The organism is Nonomuraea roseola (assembly GCF_039535395.1).
GTDB lineage: Bacteria > Actinomycetota > Actinomycetes > Streptosporangiales > Streptosporangiaceae > Nonomuraea > Nonomuraea roseola.
Genome location: NZ_BAAAXC010000015.1, coordinates 5,102,263 through 5,120,146, shown reverse-complemented (window position 1 = coordinate 5,120,146; position 17,884 = coordinate 5,102,263). Strand labels below are relative to the sequence as shown.

Genomic DNA, 17,884 nt, shown 5'->3' with positions numbered 1-17,884 from the left:
GCCGGCCCGCTTTCCATACTCGCTTGTCTTCTACCGGCGTGGTGGTCACCGGTGTCTCGGACGTGTCCAACTGACGGACCTCCTGGGGGGTGGGATGTGCAGTTGCGATGGGCCCCCTTCAGCGGCTCGGCTCCAGCCGCCGTCTTACAGCAGTCCTGCGGCGCGCGCCCAGCGGTACTTCGCACCGAGGACCGCGACCGGCTTCTCCGTCGTGTACGGGTAGGCGACCACACCGTGGTCGAACAGGTAGTCGCAGGCCTCCTCGACCTCGGTGTCACCGGCGAGCGAGGCGACGACAGGCTTGACGTTGCCCTTGTCGCGCTCCTCCTGGACGACTTTGGCGATCAGTTCGGCGAAGACCATGGGCGGGGTGACGATCGTGTGCCAGTAGCCGAGGACCAGCGCGTGGATGCGCGGGTCGGTCAGGCCGAGGCGGACGGTGTTCTCGTAGGTCGAGGGCGGTTCGCCTCCGGTGATGTCGATGGGGTTGCCCGCCGCGCCGAACGGCGGGATGTAGGCGCGGAAGGCCTGGTCGAGGTCGTCGGGGATGTCCATGAGGGTCAGTCCCGCGTCGACGCAGGCGTCCGAGAGGAGCACGCCGGACCCGCCGGCGCCAGTGATGATCACGACGTTCTCGCCCTGGGGCGTGGGCATCAGCGGCAGCGAGCGCGCGTACTCCAGCATGTCGTTCAGTCCCGGCGCGCGCACGACGCCCGCCTGGCGCAGGATGTCGTCGTAGACCTTGTCGTCGCCGGCCAGCGCGCCGGTGTGCGAGCCCGCGGCCCTGGCGCCCATCGCGGTACGGCCGGCCTTGAGCACGATGACCGGCTTGTGCCTGACCACCCTGCGGGCCGCCTCGACGAACCCGCGCCCGTCCTTGAGGTCCTCCAGGTGCATGGCCACGGCGTGGGTGTTGTCGTCCTGCTCGAAGAAGGTCAGCAGGTCGTCCTCGTCCACGTCGGCCTTGTTGCCGACGCCGACGATCGCCGACACCCCCATCTTGGTCGTACGGCTGAAGCCCAGGATGGCCATCCCGATCCCGCCGCTCTGCGAGGTCAGCGCCACGCTGCCCTTCACGTCGTACGGCGTGCAGAACGTCGCGCAGAGGTTCTCAGGCGTGTAGTAGTAGCCGTAGATGTTGGGGCCGAGCATGCGCACCCCGTGCCTGGCGGCGATCTCCACGATCTTCGCCTGGCCCTCGACGTTGCCCGTCTCGGCGAAGCCGGAGGGGATCATGATGGCCCCCGCCACGCCCTTCTCTCCCGCCTGCTCCAGCGCGGGAGGGACGAAGGCCGCCGGGATCGCGAACACCGCGACGTCCACGTCGAACGGCACGTCGGCCACGCTCTTGTAGGCCGGCAGCCCCATGATGTCGGTGGCCTTGGGGTTGATCGGGAAGATCTGGCCCCGGTAGCCGCCGTTGATGAGGTTGCGCATGACCGAGTTGCCGATCTTGCCCTGCTCGGCCGAGGCGCCGATCACCGCGACGGAGCGCGGCTTGAAGATCCGCGTCATCTGCTCGAGGATCTTCTCCCTCGGGATGCGCGCCTTCTCCTGCGGCAGCTCGCCGATGAGGATGCGGACGTCGGCGGCGATGGCCCCGTCCGGTCCGGCGAAGACGGGGTTGAGGTCGACCTCGGTGATCTCGGGGAAGTCGCCGACCAGGGCGCCCACGCGCTCGATCATCGTCGCCAGCGCCTCCCTGCTGGCCGGTCGCGCACCGCGAGCACCTCGGAGCACCTCCGCCGCTCTGATGTCGTCCAGCATCCCGAGTGCATCATCACCCGAAAGCGGGGCAAGTCGGAAGGTCACGTCCTTGAGCACTTCAACCAGGACACCGCCGAGGCCGAACGCGACGACCTTGCCGAAGGTGGGGTCGGTGACCGCGCCGATGATCACCTCGTGCCCGCCCGAGACAAGCTGCTGGATCTGTATACCGTCGACGGTGGCCTGTGGATTGTATGCAGAGGTGTTCGCGAGAACTTGCTCGTAGCCGCTCGCGACCTCCTCAGCGTTCCTGAGGCCGACCAGCACGCCGCCCGCGTCGGTCTTGTGCAGGATGTCCGGTGAGACGATCTTCATGACGACGGGGAAGCCCAGCTCCTCCGCCAGCCGTACGGCCTCGTCGGCGCTCGTGGCCAGGCCCTCGCCCGGGGTCGCTATGCCGTACTCCTGGCAGATCCTCCGCCCCTCCGGGGCGGTCAGCGCCGTGCGGCCCTCCGCCAGCGCCTTGTCCAGGATCTCCCTCGTGGTGCTCACTAGATGACTCCGTTCGTCTTCAGCTCGGCCAGTTCGTCGGCGCTGACGCCGAAGGCTGCGTAGATCTCCTGGTTGTGCTCGCCGAGCAGAGGGGGCGTGCGCACCTCGACAGGCGAGTCCGACAGCTGCAGCGGGCTGCCCACCGTCACGAACTCGCCGCGCTCGGGATGGTCGACGCTGACGACGATGCCCTCCTCGCGCAGGCTGTCGTCCTCGACCAGCTCCTTGGTGGACAGGATCGGACCGCAGGGGATGTTCTCGGCGTTGAGCCTGTCCAGCACCGTCCACTTGTCGTGGGCGCTGCTCCACTCCTCGATGAGCTGGAACATCTTGTCCAGCTTCGGCAGCCGCGCCTCGGGGGTGGCCCACTCGGGGTCGTCGGCCAGCTCGGGCCTGCCGATGATCGCCGACAGCGGCTTCCAGCCGACCGGCTGCACGATCACGTAGATGTAGTCGTTCGGACCGCCCGGCGCGCACCGCACCGCCCAGCCAGGCTGGCCGCCGCCGCTGGCGTTGCCCGAGCGCGGCACCTCCACGCCGAAGGTCCTGTTCGGGTACTCCTTCAGCGGCCCGTGCGCCAGCCGCTGCTGGTCGCGCAGCTTCACCCTGCACAGGTTGAGGACGGCGTGCTGCATCGCGACCTGGACGCGCTGCCCCTTGCCGGTGTTCTCCCGCTGGTAGAGGGCGGCCAGGATGCCCGCGACGGCGTGGATGCCGGTGCCCGAGTCGCCGATCTGGGCGCCGGTGGCCAGCGGCGGGCCGTCCTCGAACCCCGTGGTGCTCATCGAGCCGCCCATGGCCTGGGCGATCACCTCGTACGCCTTGAACCTGGCGTAGCGGCCCGCGCCGAAGCCCTTGATGGAGGCGTAGATGAGGCGCGGGTTGAGCTCCTGCAGGCGCTCCCAGGTGAAGCCCATGCGGTCGACCGCGCCTGGGCCGAAGTTCTCCACCAGGATGTCCGAGCTCTTCACCAGCTCGGTGAACAGCTCCTTGCCCCGCTCGCTCTTCATGTTGAGCGTGATGCTGCGCTTGTTGCAGTTCAGCATCGTGAAGTAGAGGCTGTCGACGTCCGGCACGTCGCGCAGCTGCTGCCTGGTGATGTCACCTGTCGGGGCCTCCAGCTTGACCACGTCGGCGCCGAGCCAGCCGAGCAGCTGGGTGGCCGAAGGGCCTGACTGGACGTGGGTCATGTCGAGGACTCGGACGCCTTCCAGTGCCTTCATCTACGGCTCCTACTTGTACATCGTCTGGTTCATGGTGCCGGGGGCGTAGACCTCCGGATCGACCCACACGTTGATCAGGGACGGCTTGCCCGACTCGCGGGCCCGCTGGAGCGCGGGGGCGATGTCGGCCGGGTCGCGGACCTCCTCGCCGTGGCCGCCGAGGAGCTTGGCGAACTCGTCGTAGCGGACGTCGCCGAGGGTGTTGCCGATGCGGCCGCGGTCCTCGCCGTACTTGGCGGCCTGGCCGTACCTGATCTGGTTCATCGAGGAGTTGTTGCCGATGACGCCGATGAACGGCAGGTCGAAGCGGACCATCGTCTCGAAGTCCCAGCCGGTGAGGCTGAAGGCGCCGTCGCCGAAGAGCGCGACGACCTCCTTGTCGGGACGGGCCTGCTTGGCGGCCATCGCGAAGGCGACGCCGACGCCGAGGGTGCCGAGAGGGCCTGGGTCCATCCAGTGGCCGGGCGACTTCGGCTGGACCACCTGCCCGGAGAAGGTGACGATGTCGCCGCCGTCGCCGATGTAGACGGAGTCCTCGGTAAGGAACTCGTTGATCTCGTGGACGAGCCGGTAGGGGTCGATCGGCCGCACGTCGGAGTGCTGCCTGGGCAGGCGCTTGGTGTAGGCCTGCGTCTCGACCGTGCGCAGCTCCTCGATCCACTCCTTGCGCCTGGCGGCGGCGTTCTGGATGCGTCCGCCGGCGGCCTGCGTGACGGCCGACAGGACGGCGCCCGCGTCACCGACGATGCCCAGGTCGATGTCGCGGTTCTTGCCGACCGTGCGGTAGTCGAGGTCGATCTGGACGACGGCGGCGGTGGGCGAGAGCCGCTTGCCGTACCCCATCCTGAAGTCGAACGGCGTGCCGACGATGATGATCAGGTCGGCCTCGGTGAAGGCGTACCGGCGGCTGAGCTGGAAGTGGTGCGGGTCGCCCGGCGGGAGCGTGCCCCTGCCCGAGCCGTTCATGTAGGCGGGGACGTTGAGCGCGCGGACGAAGTCGATCGCTGCGTCGGTCCCCCTGCAGGTCCATACCTGGGTGCCGAGCAGGATGCACGGCTTCTCACTGTGGGCCAGCAGGTCGGCGAGGCGCTCGATGGCCTCGGGGTCGCCGGCCTGCTTGGTCGAGGCCCGGTAGCTGGCCGGGATCCGCGCCTTGTCCAGCGGCACCTTGGCGTCGAGGACGTCGCGCGGGATCTCCAGGAACGACGGGCCAGGCGCGCCGTGGTAGCACTCGCGGAAGGCCATCGACACCAGGTCGGCCACCCGCTCCGTGCTCGGCACCGTCGCGGCGAACTTGGTGATCGGGGTCATCATGTCGACGTGCGGGAGGTCCTGCAGCGAGCCCATCTTGTGCTGGCTCAGGGCGCCCTGGCCGCCGATGAGCAGCATCGGGCTCTCGGCGCGGAAGGCGTTGGCCACACCCGTCACCGCGTCGGTGGTGCCGGGGCCCGCCGTGACGACAGCGCAGCCCGGCTTGCCGGTGATCCTGGCGTAGCCGTCGGCGGCGTGCGCCGCGACCTGCTCGTGGCGTACGTCGATCACCTCGATGCCCTCGTCCACGCAACCGTCGTAGATGTCGATGATGTGGCCGCCACAGAGCGTGTAGATGACGTCCACACCCTCCGCCTTGAGTGCCTTGGCCACCAGGTGCCCACCCGAGATCAGTTCCGACATCGTTCACCTTTCCAGGATGCTGTCTTCTCCATACTGCATACCGTATGAGCCCCATGCTTACCCGGCCATCACTGGCCTGTCTAGCCCCTTCTCAATCCGGCAGGTCGAGCAACTCCACCGGCTCGCCGTCCCATCCGGGCGGCAGCACGGCCAGCGCATCGGCCATGGCGGCACCCCACAGCGAGCCGGGCCTGTCGTGCCCCACGGGCACCGCCCCCTTCCCCGACCTGCGGACGGGCACCAGCCGAGTGTTGCTGTGGCGGTGACCTCGCGGCGCCTTGTGGGCCTCGGTGACCGGCTGCTGGCTCCGGTGGGACGGCGACGTCGGGGCGGGGGTCACGGCCAGCGTCGTGCGCTCGCCGTACTCGTAGCGCTCGCCCTTGAGCAGCGGGACCAGCAGCGTGAGGGCCGCCGCCAGCGCGGCGAACGGATTGCCCGGCAGGCCCACCACCAGGCGGCCGCAGGGAAGCCTGGCCAGGAGCTGCGGGTGGCCTGGCCGTACGGCGACGCCGTCGACGAGCACCTCGGCGCCCAGGTCGTCGAGAACCGCCCGCAGGTGATCGGCGGGCCCCTTGGACGAGGCGCCGCACACCACCACGACCTCGGCGCCTTCGCCTGGCGGGACGGAGGTCGTGGGATCGGGGCCGGCCGGTGGGTGGGGCAGGAGGGCGGCACGGAGGGGGGCCGCGCCGTCCGGGATCGTGAGGCGTGGGCCCACGCGCGCCCCCGCCCATTCGATCAGCCCGGGCAGGAAGGGGCCGATGGCGTCGCGCACCCTGCCGGGCTCGGGCAGTCCCTCGGCGATCACCTCGTCACCCGTCACCAGCACCGCCACCTCGAGACGCCGATGGACGGCCAGCACGTCGTGCCCCAGCGCCGCGGCCAGCCCCAGCACCGCGGGAGTCACCCGCGTTCCCGCGCCGAGCACCACCTCGCCCAGCCCGACGTCCTCACCGCGCCGCCGCACATGCCGTCCCTCCTCCACGACCCCGGCGACCCAGCCCCCCTCCCGCTCACCCGAAACGCCAGGAGGGGCAGGCCTGGCCGGGGAGTCGTGGGTGGGTGGGATGGAGGCCAGGGGGCGGGCGGCCTCGTACGGCAGGACCGACGTCGTCCCCTCGGGCACCGGCGCGCCCGTGGCGATCTCCACCGCGCATCCCGGCTTCAGCACCTCGCCGTGCGCCCGCCCGCCGGCCAGCACCCGTCCGAGCACCCGCCACGGCCCCTCCCCCACGACCGCGTAGCCGTCCATGGCGGACACGTCCGTTCCCGGCACAGGGACGAGCGCCGTCAGCGGCCGGGCCAGCCGACAGCCGCGCGCCATCGACAGCGGCACCTCCTCCACAGGCGCGGACGGCGACGCGCGCAACGCGATGGCGCGCGCCTCCGCCCACGTCACATCTCCACCCGACGCCCTGTCCACCCTGCGAACCCCGCCATCCGTCTCCACACGCGACTCCACCCGACGAACCCTGCCACCCACGCCTGAGCCCAGCACCATCCAGGGACCCCGACGACCCGCGTCCGACGCCACCTCAGGAAGGCCGAACCTCACCCCAGGAAGCCTGCCATCCAGAACAGCCCTCTCCCGCGGACCGTCCTGCTACCCGCGATCGGCCCTGACCGCACGCCCTGGCACCCGGTGTCCGAATCGGTGCTCGGACCGGTTCCCTGAACCTTCCCATGCGGGTCCCCGCGCAGGTCATCCTCTCCTCTATTGACCCGAATTTTTCCATACTGTATACCGAATGCACTGTCGACGCGAGAACGGAGCTCGGTATGAAGGTCGCTGTTCTCGGCGCCGGCGCCATCGGCGCGTACGTGGGCGCCGCCCTCCACAGGGGCGGCGCCGAGGTGCATCTCATCGCCAGAGGCGAGCACCTGCGGGCGATACGCGAGGCCGGTGTGCGGGTGCTGAGCCCGAGGGGTGACTTCACCGCCCACCCCCACGCCACCGACGACCCCCGCGAGGTCGGCACGGTGGACCACGTGTTCCTCGGACTGAAGGCCAACTCCTACGCCGCGGCGGGCGCGCTCGTCAGGCCGCTGCTGCACGAGTCCACCACGCTCATCGCCGCGCAGAACGGCATCCCGTGGTGGTACTTCCACGGACTCAAGGGCCCATACCAGGGCTATCGCATCGAGAGCGTCGATCCGGGCGGGAGCGTCACCGCCGCGCTCCCGCTGGAGCGCGCCGTCGGCTGTGTCGTCTACGCCGCGACCGAGATCGAGGAGCCCGGCCTCGTCCGCCACCTCGAAGGCACCCGATTCTCCATCGGCGAGCCCTCGGGCGAGCTGACCGCCCGCTGCGTCGACTTCGGCGAGGCGATGACCAGGGGCGGCCTGAAGTGCCCCGTGGAGCAGGACCTGCGCAAGGACGTCTGGATCAAGCTGATGGGCAACATCGCCTTCAACCCGATCAGCGCGCTGGCCAGGGCCACCATGGCGGGGATCTGCCGCCACGACGGGGCGAGGGAGCTCGTGGTGGCGATGATGCGCGAGACGGTCGAGGTGGCCAGGAGGGTCGGCTGCGATCCCGGCGTGTCCATCGAGCGCAGGCTGCGGGGCGCGGAGAAGGCGGGCGAGCACAAGACCTCCACGCTGCAGGATCTGGAGAAGGGCAAGCCGCTGGAGCTCGACGTGCTGCTGGCCGCCGTCGTCGAGCTGGCCGACCTGACCGGCGCCGAGGTGCCGACGCTGCGCGCGATCCACGCCGTCAGCGATCTGCTCAACGAGAGCCTCGCGAGCTGACACTAGAAGACATACCGTAGTCTGTATACAGAATGGAGGGATCATGAGCTATGACCGCCTGACCCATCCACTGGTTCGTGAGAACGGCGTGCTGCGCAGGGCGAGCTGGGACGAGGCCCTCGACGCCGCGGCGCAGGGCTTCCTGCGCAACATCGCCAGGCACGGCCCCGACAGCTTCGCGATGCTGTCGTGCGCCCGCTCGACCAACGAGATGAACTACGTGGGCCAGAAGTTCACCCGCGTCGTCGTCGGCACGAACAACGTGGACTCCTGCAACCGCACCTGCCACGCGCCGAGCGTGGCGGGCCTTTCCGCGGTCTTCGGCAGCGGTGGCGGCACCTCCTCCTACCAGGAGGTCGAGGACACCGATGTGATCGTCATGTGGGGTTCGGCCGCCCGCAACGCCCACCCCATCTTCTTCCATCACGTGCTGAAGGCGATTCACAAGGGCGCGCGGATGTTCGCGGTCGACCCCAGGCGCACGGGCACGGCGCAGTGGGCCGACCGCTGGCTCGGCCTGAACGTCGGCACCGACATCCCGCTCGCCCACGCCATCGCTCGGGAGATCATCCACGAGGGGCTGCACAACGAGCCGTTCATCAGGCGGGCCACCACCGGGTTCGAGGAGTTCGCCGAGCAGGTCGAGCCATGGACTCTCAGCGTGGCCGAGCAGGTGACCGGCGTGCCGAAGGAGGCCATCCGCGAGCTGGCGCACGCCTACGCCCGCGCCGACAGGGCCCAGCTGTGCTGGACACTGGGCATCACCGAGCACCACAACGCCACCGACAACGTGCGCGCCCTCATCAACCTGGCGCTGCTGACCGGCCACGTCGGCAGGTACGGCTCGGGCCTTTCCCCGCTCAGAGGCCAGAACAACGTGCAGGGCGGCGGCGACATGGGCGCCATCCCCAACAGGCTCCCCGGCTTCCAGGACATCCTCGACCCCGAGATCAGGCAGCGCTTCGAGAACGCCTGGCAGGTGCCGATCCAGCCCCGCTACGGGCTCAACCTCACCCAGATGCTCGAGGCCATGGCCGAGGGCGAGCTCACCGCCTGCTACCTCATCGGCGAGAACCCGGTGCAGTCCGAGGCCGACTCGCTGGCCTGCGTCAAGCGCCTGAGCATGCTCGACCACCTGGTCGTCCAGGACATCTTCCTCACCAAGACCGCCCAGATGGCCGACGTCGTGCTGCCCGCGAGCGCCGCGTGGTGCGAGAGCGAGGGCACCTTCACCAACAGCGAGCGCAGGGTCCAGCGGGTCCGCAAGGCGCTCGACCCGCCGGGCGAGGCCCGCGACGACATCTGGATCATGTGCGAGATCGCCCGCAGGATGGGGCACGACTGGCACTACGACGGCGCGCAGGAGGTGTGGGACGAGCTCAGGAGGCTCTCCCCCGCCCACACCGGCATGACCTACCGGCGGCTGGAGGAGCACCAGGGCATCCAGTGGCCGTGCCCTTCCGAGGACGCGATCGAGCCGCCGTACCTGCACGGCCGCCTCTGGAAGGAGGACCCAGGGCCGCGAGCTCCCTTCGCGGTGCTGGAGCACTCGCCGCCGGTGGACCTGCTCGACGAGGAGTACCCGTTCAGACTCACCACGGGCCGCCGCCTCGACTCCTACAACACCGGCGTGCAGTCCTCCGGCTTCGCCTCGCCGCTGCGCAGGGGCGAGACGATCGAGCTGTGCCCCGAGGACGCGGACCAGCTCGGCCTGGCCAGGGGCGAGGAGGTCAGGATCAGCTCCAGGCGCGGCACGGTGGTCGCACCCGTCCACATCGACCCCGCGCTGCGGCCCGGCCTGGTGTTCATGACCATGCACTTCCCCGACGAGGTCGACACCAACGCCCTGACCATCGAGGCCACCTGCCCGATCGCGGGAACGGCCGAGTTCAAGGCGGCAGCCGTACGCATCGAGAAGGTGAGCTAGTGGACCTGCACTTCGGCGACGCCGAGCCGACGGCGGAGGAAAGGGCGGCGGTCGACGCGCTGCTCGGCCCGCCCGTGACCGCATGGGAGGGCGGCGACCGCACCGAGGCCGACCTGCGCTCGGCGGCGCGGGCCGAGCAGGCCCGCGACCAGTTGCTGCCCGCGCTGCACGCGGTCAACGACAGAGTCGGGTGGATCAGCGAGGGCGCGCTGGCCTACATCTGCAGGCGGCTGACGATCCCTCCCGCCGAGGCGTACGGCGTGGCGAGCTTCTACTCGCTGTTCTCCATGGAGCCGAGGCCCGCCAGGGTGCTGCACGTCTGCACCGACCTGGCCTGCCTGGCCAAGGGCGTGCGCGACGCGGGGGAAGGCGTGGCGAGCCCGTGCCTGGGGCTGTGCGAGCGCGCCCCCGCCGCGCTCGCGCTGGAAGCGGGCCTGCCCCCCAAGGCCACGGTGTACGGCGGAAGCCCGGCCGCGGACGCCACCCCCTATACCGTCGAACGTCCCGAGCCGCCGGTCGCCGACGCTGTCCCCCAGGCAGGCGGCCACGGCCTGGTCCTGCTCAGGCGGATCGGCGTCGTCGACCCCGCCAGCCTCGACGACTACCGGGCCAACGGCGGCTACCAGGCCTTACGCCGCGCCTTCGAGCTGGGCCCCGCCGGGGTGATCCGCGAGGTCACCGAGGCCGGCCTGGTCGGCAGGGGCGGCGCCGCCTTCCCGACGGGCCGCAAGTGGGACGCGACGGCCCGCCAGCCCGACCAGCCGCACTACCTGGTGTGCAACGCCGACGAGAGCGAACCCGGCACCTTCAAGGATCGCGTGATCATGGAGGGGGATCCGTACGCGCTGGTCGAGGCCATGACGATCGCCGCCTACGCCACGGGCTGCCGCAAGGGCTACCTGTACATCAGGGGCGAGTACCCGAGGGCAACGGCGGCGCTCGAGACCGCGATCAGGACGGCCAGGGCGCGCGGCATGCTCGGCGCCGACGTCCTCGGCCATGGCTTCGCGTTCGACATCGAGCTGAGGAAGGGCGCGGGCGCCTACATCTGCGGCGAGGAGACCGCGATCTTCAACTCGATCGAGGGCTACAGGGGCGAGCCGCGCACCAAGCCGCCCTTCCCCGTCGAGAAGGGCCTGTTCGGCAAGCCCACCGTCGTCAACAACGTCGAGACCCTGGTCAACGTCCTGCCGATCCTGCTGACCGGCGGCTCGGACACCAAGCTGTTCTGCGTCTCCGGCAGCGTCGGCAGGCCGGGCGTCTACGAGCTGCCGCTCGGCACGCCGCTGCGCGAACTGCTCGACCTCGCGCGGCCGGCGGGCACGCTGAAGGCGGTGCTGCTCGGCGGCGCGGCCGGCTCGTTCGTCACCGACCTGGACGTCCCGCTCAGCTTCGAGGGCACCAGGGCGGCAGGCGCGACGCTCGGCTCGGGCGTGGTCATGGTCCTGGACGAGGAGGTGGACCTGCCCGCCTTCCTGGTCAGGATCGCCGCGTTCTTCCGCGACGAGTCGTGCGGGCAGTGCGTGCCCTGCAGGGTGGGCACCGTACGCCAGGAGGAGGCCCTGCACAGGCTGGGCAGGAGGCGCAGCGACGAGGACCTGGTGCTGCTGCGCGAGGTCGGCCAGACCATGCGCGACGCCTCGATCTGCGGTCTGGGGCAGACCGCGTGGAACGCCGTCGAATCGGCCATCGACCGCCTGGGAGCGTTCAAGTGATCCCTCTGCAGCCACCCCGACGCCTGATCGACGTGGAGATCGACGGCGAGTCCGTCCGCGTGCCCGAGGGCTCGACCGTCCTCGACGCGTGCCGTACGGCCGGCAAGGACGTCCCCACCCTCTGCCACGGCGACACGCTCACCCCGAAGAACGCCTGCAGGGTCTGCGTCGTCGAGGTCGAGGGGTCGAGGACCCTCGCGCCCGCCTGCTCCAGGAAGGCGGAGGCGGGGATGGTCGTCGGCACCGACACCGACAGGGCCAGGCACAGCCGCAAGGTGGTGCTGGAGCTGCTGGCCTCCTCCACGGACCTGTCGACGACGCCGATGGCCAAGGAGTGGATGGCCGACTACGGCGCCGATCCGGCGCGTTTCGGCGAGGAGGCCGCCACCGTCGCCCAGCCGCCCAAGGTGGACAACGACCTCTATGTCCGCGACTACGGCAAGTGCATCCTCTGCTACAAGTGCGTGGACGCCTGCGGCGAGCAGTGGCAGAACAGCTTCGCGATCAGCGTCGCGGGCAGGGGCTTCGACGCGACGATCTCCACGGAGTTCGACGTGGCGCTCACCGACTCGGCCTGCGTCTACTGCGGCAACTGCGTCGAGGTGTGCCCCACGGGGGCGCTGTCGTTCAAGACCGAGTTCGACATGCGGGCCGAGGGCACCTGGGACGAGTCTGAGCAGTCCACCACGACGACGATCTGCAGCTACTGCGGCGTGGGCTGCAACCTCACGCTTCACGTGCAGGACAACAAGATCGTCAAGGTCACATCGCCGCACGACAACCCGGTCACCCACGGAAACCTCTGCATCAAGGGACGCTTCGGCTACGGCTATGTCTAGGACAAAGAAACGCCAGATACTGCACGTCAAGGCGCACATCTCGACCCGGAGGCGCGACTCGCTGGCCGCCGAGGAGCCCCTGGAGATCAGGGTCGGCGGCCAGGCGCTCACCGTCACCATGCGCACGCCGGGCGACGACTTCGACCTCGCCGCGGGGTTCCTGGTGAGCGAGGGCACGGTCGCCTTGTCACAGGACATCTCGACCATGCGCCACTGCGCGGACCTCGACACCTACAACGTCCTCGACGTACGGCTCGCGCCGGGCGTCGAGGCCCCCGAGGCGCGCAACTTCTCCACCACCTCCGCCTGCGGCGTCTGCGGCAAGGCCTCGCTCGAGGCCGTCCGCACGGTGGCCAGGTGGAGCGCCCGCGACGACCCCGCGCGGATCGGCAGCCACGTGCTGAGAGAGCTGCCCGACCGGTTGAGGTCCGCCCAGCGGGTCTTCGACAGGACGGGCGGCCTGCACGCGGCGGGCCTGTTCAGCCTCGAGGGCGAGGCGCTGTGCGTCCGCGAGGACGTCGGCAGGCACAACGCCGTCGACAAGCTGGTCGGCTGGGCGCTGCGCGAAGATCGCCTGCCGCTGTCCGGGACCGTGCTGATGGTCTCGGGGCGGGCCTCCTTCGAACTGGTGCAGAAGGCGGTCATGGCCGGGATCCCCGTCCTCGCCGCGGTGTCCGCGCCCTCCTCCCTCGCGGTGGAGCTGGCGGCGGAAGAGGGGCTGACGCTCATCGGTTTCCTGAGAGGCGACTCGATGAACGTCTACTCCGGCGAGCACCGGCTCACCCTGACGGGCTCGGGTCACGGCTCGGCCAGGGCCGCGACGTCAGGGTGACAGGGATGCCGGTCGGCGCGCGAGCCCCCTGCCGCCGCCGGCATCCCGAGGGATTTTGACAACCATTTTCATTCTGGGTCATACTTGTGGGCGTGATGCCCTATAAAGCCCGATTCCTCTCGCTCCTGGCCGGCGGCATGCTGCTGGCCACCACCGCCGCGTGCGGGTCAGGCGCCGCGCAGACCGCCGCCGCGCCCGGCGGGGCCGCCGGCGACAAGCCCACGGTCGTCGCCGCCTTCTACCCGCTGCAGTGGCTCACCGAGCAGATCGCCGGCCAGGACGTCACGGTCCAGACGCTGACCGCGCCGGGCGTGGAGCCGCACGACCTCGAGCTCACCCCGCAGCAGGTCGCCGGCGTCGGCGGGGCCACGATGACCGTCTACATCAAGGGCCTGCAGCCCGCCGTGGACGAGGCGGTCGAGCAGAACGCCGCCGACAAGGGGTTCGACGCGGCCGCCGCCGTGCAGACGCTGCCCGCGACCGCGGAGGAGGAGGCGGAGGGCGGCGAGGCGGCCCACGAGCACGAGGTCTCCTACGACCCGCACCTGTGGCTGGACCCGAGCCGCTTCGCCGGCGTGGCCACCAAGCTGAGCGAGCGGCTGGCCGAGGCCGACCCCGCGCACGCCCAGGACTACAAGGAGCGCACCGCCAAGACCGTCGCCGCTCTCGGCGCCCTCGACCAGGAGTTCACCAAGGGGCTCGCCACCTGCTCCACCAGGTCGATCGTGACCGCGCACGAGGCGTTCGGCTACCTGGCCAACCGCTACAAGCTCAAGCAGGTCGGCATCTCGATCGACCCCGAGGCCGAGCCCTCCCCCGCCCGCATCGCGGAGGTGGCCAAGGTCGCCAAGGCCGAGAAGGTCACTACCATCTTCACTGAGGCCCTCGTCAGCACCAAGGTCGCCGAGGTCCTCGCCACGGAGGTGGGGGCGAAGACCGCGGTGCTCGACCCCATGGAGAGCCAGCCGTCCGGCGGTGACTACCTGTCGGCGATGCGTGGCAACCTCACCACCCTGCGAACCGCACTGGGATGCACAGCGTGACAGCAGTCTTCGACATGACCGGCGGCCAGGTGAGCCTGGACCGCCGGTCCGTGCTTCGCGGCGTCGATCTGACCATCTGCGCGGGCGAGGTCGTGGCCGTGCTCGGAGCCAACGGATCGGGCAAGTCCACCCTGATCAGGGCCCTTCTCGGCCTCACCCCGCTGTCCGGCGGGCAGACCCTCCTCTACGGCAGGCCGCCCGCGAGGTTCCGCGAGTGGTGGCGCGTCGGCTACGTGCCCCAGCGCCTGCAGATCGGCGGCGGCGTGCCCGCCACCGTGCGCGAGGTCGTGGCCTCGGGCCGGATCGCCCGCCAGCGCCGCCTGCGCCCGACCACCGACGCCGACAGGCAGGCCGTGGAGCGCGCGCTTGAGGCGGTGTCGCTGGCCGACAGGGCGGGCGACTCGGTGCAGAACCTCTCGGGCGGCCAGCAGCAGCGGGTGCTCATCGCCCGCGCGCTCGCCGGTGAGCCCGACACGTACGTGATGGACGAGCCCACCGCCGGCGTCGACGCCGACAGCCAGCACCTGCTCGCCGACACCCTCGCCGCCCTGGTGCGCGACGGCAGGACGATCGTGCTGGTCGCCCACGAGCTCGGCCCCCTGGAGCCGATCATCACCCGCGGCATCCTGATCCGCGACGGGGTGATCGCCCACGACGGCGTGCCTCCCAGGCCGGAGGGCGAGTGCGCCAAACCCGGTCACGAGCACGTCCACCCGCACGCCGAGGAGCCCGTCACGGGCCCGCTGGCGGGATGGAGGGCCGAGGCGTGATCGAGATCCTCCAGCTGCCCTTCATGCAGCGCGCGGTGATCGCGGCGCTGCTGGTCGGGCTCTGCGCGCCGCTCGTCGGCACCTTCATCGTCCAGCGCCGCCTCGCCCTTCTCGGTGACGGCATCGGGCACGTGGCGCTCACCGGCGTCGCGCTCGGCTTCCTGACGGGCACCGCCCCCGTGCTGACCGCCGTCCTGGTCTCGGTCATCGGCGCCGTCGCCATCGAGCTGGTGCGGGCGCGCGGCCGTACCAGCGGGGACGTGGCGCTCGCGCTGCTGTTCTACGGCGGCATCGCCGGCGGCGTGATGCTGATCTCCATCGCTCCTGGCGGCAGCAACGCCAAGCTGACCTCCTACCTGTTCGGCGCCATCGCCAGCGTCACGGCCGAGGACCTGTGGGTCATCGGCGCGCTGGCCGTCGCCGTGATCGCGATGGTGGTGGTCTTCGGCAGGGAGCTGTTCGTGCTCTGCCAGGACGAGGAGGTGGCCAAGGCCAGCGGCCTGCCGGTGCGCTTCCTCAGCCTGCTCATCGCGGTGACGGCGGCGCTCACGGTCGTGATCGCCATGCGCGTGGTGGGGCTGCTGCTGGTGAGCGCGCTGATGGTGATTCCGGTGGCCACGAGCCAGCAGTTCACCAGGGGATTTCGCGCCACCATGCTGCTGTCGATGGTCTTCGGCGTCATCGCCGCCGTGGGAGGGCTGCTGAGCTCGACGTTCTCCGTTAAGGTGCCCCCTGGCGCAGCCATCGTCCTCCTCGCTCTCGCCGGCTTCGTGCTGGCCCTCGTGGTCGGTAGATTCGTACGGCGAGGCCGAGGCCGAACCCGGGAGAGCCACTCATGACCAATCGACGCGACGCTGTCCACGACACCCTTCGCAGAAGCGAAGGTTTCCGCAGCGCGCAGGACGTCTACGCGGAAATGCGTTCCGACGGCGCCAAGATCGGCCTCACCACGGTCTACAGGGCGCTCCAGGCGCTGGCCGACGGAGGCAAGGTCGACGTGCTGCGGACCGACGACGGCGAGTCGGTCTACCGCGCCTGCGCCAGCGGCGACCATCACCACCACCTCGTCTGCCGCCGCTGCGGCCGTACGGTGGAGGTGGCGGGGCCCGACGTCGAGCGCTGGGCCGAGGCCGTCGGCGCCGAGCACGGCTTCACCGACGTCACCCACACCGTGGAGGTCTTCGGCACCTGCGCCTCCTGCTCGGCGGCGGTGCGCGCCTCCTGAGCGCGCCGGATCACCCGCCCGTACGGCGATGTGCGCCTTCGGAAGGCCCCCCCGGACTCCGTCCGGGAGATACGCTGTGGCCCCACGCTGCAGTAGGCCAAGACAGGAGCCAACATGCCGTTTGGCCATGACATGGTGTATTCGCTGGCCACGGTCGTCGATCTGGTGAACACCTCCCCCTCGACCGGCGGGGACGAGGGCCTGGCCGACCTCGACGATCTCGCCGAGTTCGTCAGGGCCCGCCAGGTCAGCGGCATAGAGGCCCTCACCCCGCGCGACCTCGGGCAGGTGCGCATGCTGCGGGAGGACTTCCACCGCGTCTTCACCGCCACCGACCAGGCGAACGCCGTGCGGCTGCTCAACACGCTGCTCGCCGACACCAGGATCACGCCCAGCCTGACCGAGCACGACGGTCATCCGGTCCACATGCACTACTTCGCCCCCGACGCCTCGCTGGCCGAGCACCTGGCGGCCGACTGCGGCATCGCGCTGGCCCACCTGCTGGTCGAGGGCGAGTGGGAGCGGCTGCGCACCTGTTCGGCGCCCGACTGCGCCAGGGTCTTCGTCGACGAGTCGCGCAACAGGTCCAGGGTCTACTGCGACAGCCGCACCTGCGGCAATCGCATGCATGTCGCCGCATACCGGGCCAGGCGCAGGGCATGATGATCCGGTGACCACCGACGAGGTCAGGGACGACGTCGCCCTGACCAATCTCGACCAGCCGCTCTTCGACGACGCGGGCGCGACCAAGCGCGACCTGGTCGACTACCTCGACGCCGTTCGCGACCGCATGATCCCCGCGCTGCGCGGCCGTCCGCTGTCGGTGGTCAGGGTCCGGCAGGGCCAGGCGCCCTTCATGCAGAAGAACGTGCCGTCCTATGCCCCCTCGTGGATCGCCACGGTCACGCTCTGGGCCGAGACCTCGCGGCGGGAGGTCTCCTACGCCCTGTGCGACGACCGCAAAACCCTGCTGTGGTTCGCCAACCAGCGGGCGGTGGAGTACCACCCCACGCTGATGCGCGCGGACAACAGGGAGCACCCCACGCACCTGGTGCTCGATCTCGACCCGCCCGGTGACGCCTTCCCCTCCGTGGTGGGCGCCGCCCACCTGGTCCGCCAGGCGCTGGCCGACTCCGGTCTCGCGGGCGCGGTCAAGACCAGCGGCGCCAAGGGCCTGCACGTCTTCGTCCCGCTGATCGACGGACTGGCGACACCCGACGTGGCGGCCGCCACCCGCGCCCTGGCCGCCAGGGCCGAGCGGCTCGACCCCGCCCTCGCGACCACCGCCTTCATCAGGGAGGACCGCGAGGGCAGGGTCTTCCTCGACTCCACCCGAGCGGGTGGGGCGACGGTCGTCGCGGCCTACAGCCCGCGCGTCAGACCGGGCGTCCCCGTGTCGTTCCCCGTGGCGTGGGACGACCTCGACCGCGTGACACCCGGCGACTTCACCGTGCGCACCGCCGTGGGCCTGCTCGGCGACGGCGATCCGTGGGCCGAGCTGATGCCCGCCGCGCAGGCGCTGCCCGACGACCTCGTGGCCGAGGGTCACACCATCCCCATCGCCAGGGTGGCCGCCATGCACGAGGGCAAGCGCCGCGCCAGGGCCGCCCGCAAGGGTTAGCCCGC

The 17,884-nt window shown here is 70.6% G+C and carries 15 protein-coding genes; 11 read left to right on the top strand and 4 right to left on the bottom strand.

Going from position 1 to position 17,884, the window contains the following annotated elements:
* Positions 1-144: 144 nt before the first annotated feature.
* The 4 genes from ABFX55_RS47635 to ABFX55_RS47620 all read right to left on the bottom strand — a co-directional run bounded on the left by ABFX55_RS47635 (position 145) and on the right by ABFX55_RS47620 (position 6,618).
* A complete protein-coding gene (locus ABFX55_RS47635) occupies positions 145-2,259 on the bottom strand; it encodes an acetate--CoA ligase family protein (protein WP_346130638.1) in 2,115 nt (704 codons plus the stop codon).
* On the bottom strand, positions 2,259-3,482 hold the full coding sequence (frc, locus tag ABFX55_RS47630; RefSeq protein ID WP_183657898.1) for a formyl-CoA transferase: 1,224 nt from the start codon (positions 3,480-3,482) through the stop codon (positions 2,259-2,261). The genes ABFX55_RS47635 and frc overlap by 1 nt, the downstream gene beginning before the upstream one ends.
* Positions 3,483-3,491: 9 nt before the next feature.
* Entirely contained in the window at positions 3,492-5,156 is a 1,665-nt protein-coding gene (locus ABFX55_RS47625) for a thiamine pyrophosphate-binding protein (RefSeq protein ID WP_346130636.1), read from the bottom strand.
* A 91-nt stretch (positions 5,157-5,247) separates the two neighbouring features.
* Positions 5,248-6,618, bottom strand: coding sequence for a molybdopterin molybdotransferase MoeA (locus ABFX55_RS47620; RefSeq protein WP_346130634.1), 1,371 nt, complete (start codon positions 6,616-6,618; stop codon positions 5,248-5,250).
* A gap of 317 nt (positions 6,619-6,935) precedes the next feature.
* Between ABFX55_RS47620 and ABFX55_RS47615 the strand changes: the two genes are divergently transcribed.
* From ABFX55_RS47615 to ligD, 11 genes are all read left to right on the top strand, one after another.
* Positions 6,936-7,907, top strand: a complete 972-nt coding sequence (locus tag ABFX55_RS47615) for a 2-dehydropantoate 2-reductase (RefSeq protein WP_346130632.1) — start codon at positions 6,936-6,938, stop codon at positions 7,905-7,907.
* A gap of 43 nt (positions 7,908-7,950) precedes the next feature.
* Entirely contained in the window at positions 7,951-9,834 is a 1,884-nt protein-coding gene (locus ABFX55_RS47610; RefSeq protein ID WP_346130631.1) for a molybdopterin oxidoreductase family protein, read from the top strand.
* A complete protein-coding gene (locus ABFX55_RS47605) occupies positions 9,834-11,549 on the top strand; it encodes an NADH-ubiquinone oxidoreductase-F iron-sulfur binding region domain-containing protein (RefSeq protein WP_346130629.1) in 1,716 nt (571 codons plus the stop codon). The genes ABFX55_RS47610 and ABFX55_RS47605 overlap by 1 nt, the downstream gene beginning before the upstream one ends.
* 5 nt (positions 11,550-11,554) lie before the next feature.
* Positions 11,555-12,388: a 2Fe-2S iron-sulfur cluster-binding protein gene (locus ABFX55_RS47600; RefSeq protein WP_379479206.1), complete on the top strand. Its 834-nt coding sequence runs from the start codon at positions 11,555-11,557 to the stop codon at positions 12,386-12,388.
* Positions 12,381-13,220, top strand: coding sequence for a formate dehydrogenase accessory sulfurtransferase FdhD (fdhD, locus tag ABFX55_RS47595; protein ID WP_346130627.1), 840 nt, complete (start codon positions 12,381-12,383; stop codon positions 13,218-13,220). Before ABFX55_RS47600 ends, fdhD begins: the two co-directional genes overlap by 8 nt.
* A gap of 95 nt (positions 13,221-13,315) precedes the next feature.
* Positions 13,316-14,263, top strand: coding sequence for a metal ABC transporter substrate-binding protein (locus ABFX55_RS47590; RefSeq protein ID WP_346131469.1), 948 nt, complete (start codon positions 13,316-13,318; stop codon positions 14,261-14,263).
* On the top strand, positions 14,251-15,033 hold the full coding sequence (locus tag ABFX55_RS47585) for a metal ABC transporter ATP-binding protein (RefSeq protein WP_346130625.1): 783 nt from the start codon (positions 14,251-14,253) through the stop codon (positions 15,031-15,033). The genes ABFX55_RS47590 and ABFX55_RS47585 overlap by 13 nt, the downstream gene beginning before the upstream one ends.
* Positions 15,030-15,872, top strand: a complete 843-nt coding sequence (locus ABFX55_RS47580) for a metal ABC transporter permease (protein WP_183657879.1) — start codon at positions 15,030-15,032, stop codon at positions 15,870-15,872. Before ABFX55_RS47585 ends, ABFX55_RS47580 begins: the two co-directional genes overlap by 4 nt.
* Complete coding sequence (locus ABFX55_RS47575) at positions 15,869-16,258, top strand: Fur family transcriptional regulator (RefSeq protein WP_183657875.1); 390 nt, start codon at positions 15,869-15,871, stop codon at positions 16,256-16,258. The genes ABFX55_RS47580 and ABFX55_RS47575 overlap by 4 nt, the downstream gene beginning before the upstream one ends.
* A gap of 114 nt (positions 16,259-16,372) precedes the next feature.
* Positions 16,373-16,921, top strand: a complete 549-nt coding sequence (locus tag ABFX55_RS47570; protein ID WP_346130622.1) for a CGNR zinc finger domain-containing protein — start codon at positions 16,373-16,375, stop codon at positions 16,919-16,921.
* Positions 16,922-16,928: 7 nt separating this feature from the next.
* Positions 16,929-17,879, top strand: a complete 951-nt coding sequence (gene ligD, locus ABFX55_RS47565) for a non-homologous end-joining DNA ligase (protein ID WP_346130620.1) — start codon at positions 16,929-16,931, stop codon at positions 17,877-17,879.
* The last annotated feature ends 5 nt before the right edge of the window (positions 17,880-17,884 follow it).

Excerpts from the sequence above, each read along its gene's own strand:
- ABFX55_RS47570 (WP_346130622.1), top strand. The coding sequence starts at position 16,373 with ATGCCGTTTGGCCATGACATGGTGTATTCGCTGGCCACGGTCGTCGAT.
- ABFX55_RS47625 (WP_346130636.1), bottom strand. The coding sequence starts at position 5,156 with ATGTCGGAACTGATCTCGGGTGGGCACCTGGTGGCCAAGGCACTCAAG.
- ABFX55_RS47590 (WP_346131469.1), top strand. The coding sequence starts at position 13,316 with ATGCCCTATAAAGCCCGATTCCTCTCGCTCCTGGCCGGCGGCATGCTG.
- ABFX55_RS47575 (WP_183657875.1), top strand. The coding sequence starts at position 15,869 with ATGACCAATCGACGCGACGCTGTCCACGACACCCTTCGCAGAAGCGAA.
- fdhD (WP_346130627.1), top strand. The coding sequence starts at position 12,381 with ATGTCTAGGACAAAGAAACGCCAGATACTGCACGTCAAGGCGCACATC.
- ABFX55_RS47615 (WP_346130632.1), top strand. The coding sequence starts at position 6,936 with ATGAAGGTCGCTGTTCTCGGCGCCGGCGCCATCGGCGCGTACGTGGGC.
- frc (WP_183657898.1), bottom strand. The coding sequence starts at position 3,482 with ATGAAGGCACTGGAAGGCGTCCGAGTCCTCGACATGACCCACGTCCAG.
- ABFX55_RS47585 (WP_346130625.1), top strand. The coding sequence starts at position 14,251 with ATGCACAGCGTGACAGCAGTCTTCGACATGACCGGCGGCCAGGTGAGC.
- ABFX55_RS47610 (WP_346130631.1), top strand. The coding sequence starts at position 7,951 with ATGAGCTATGACCGCCTGACCCATCCACTGGTTCGTGAGAACGGCGTG.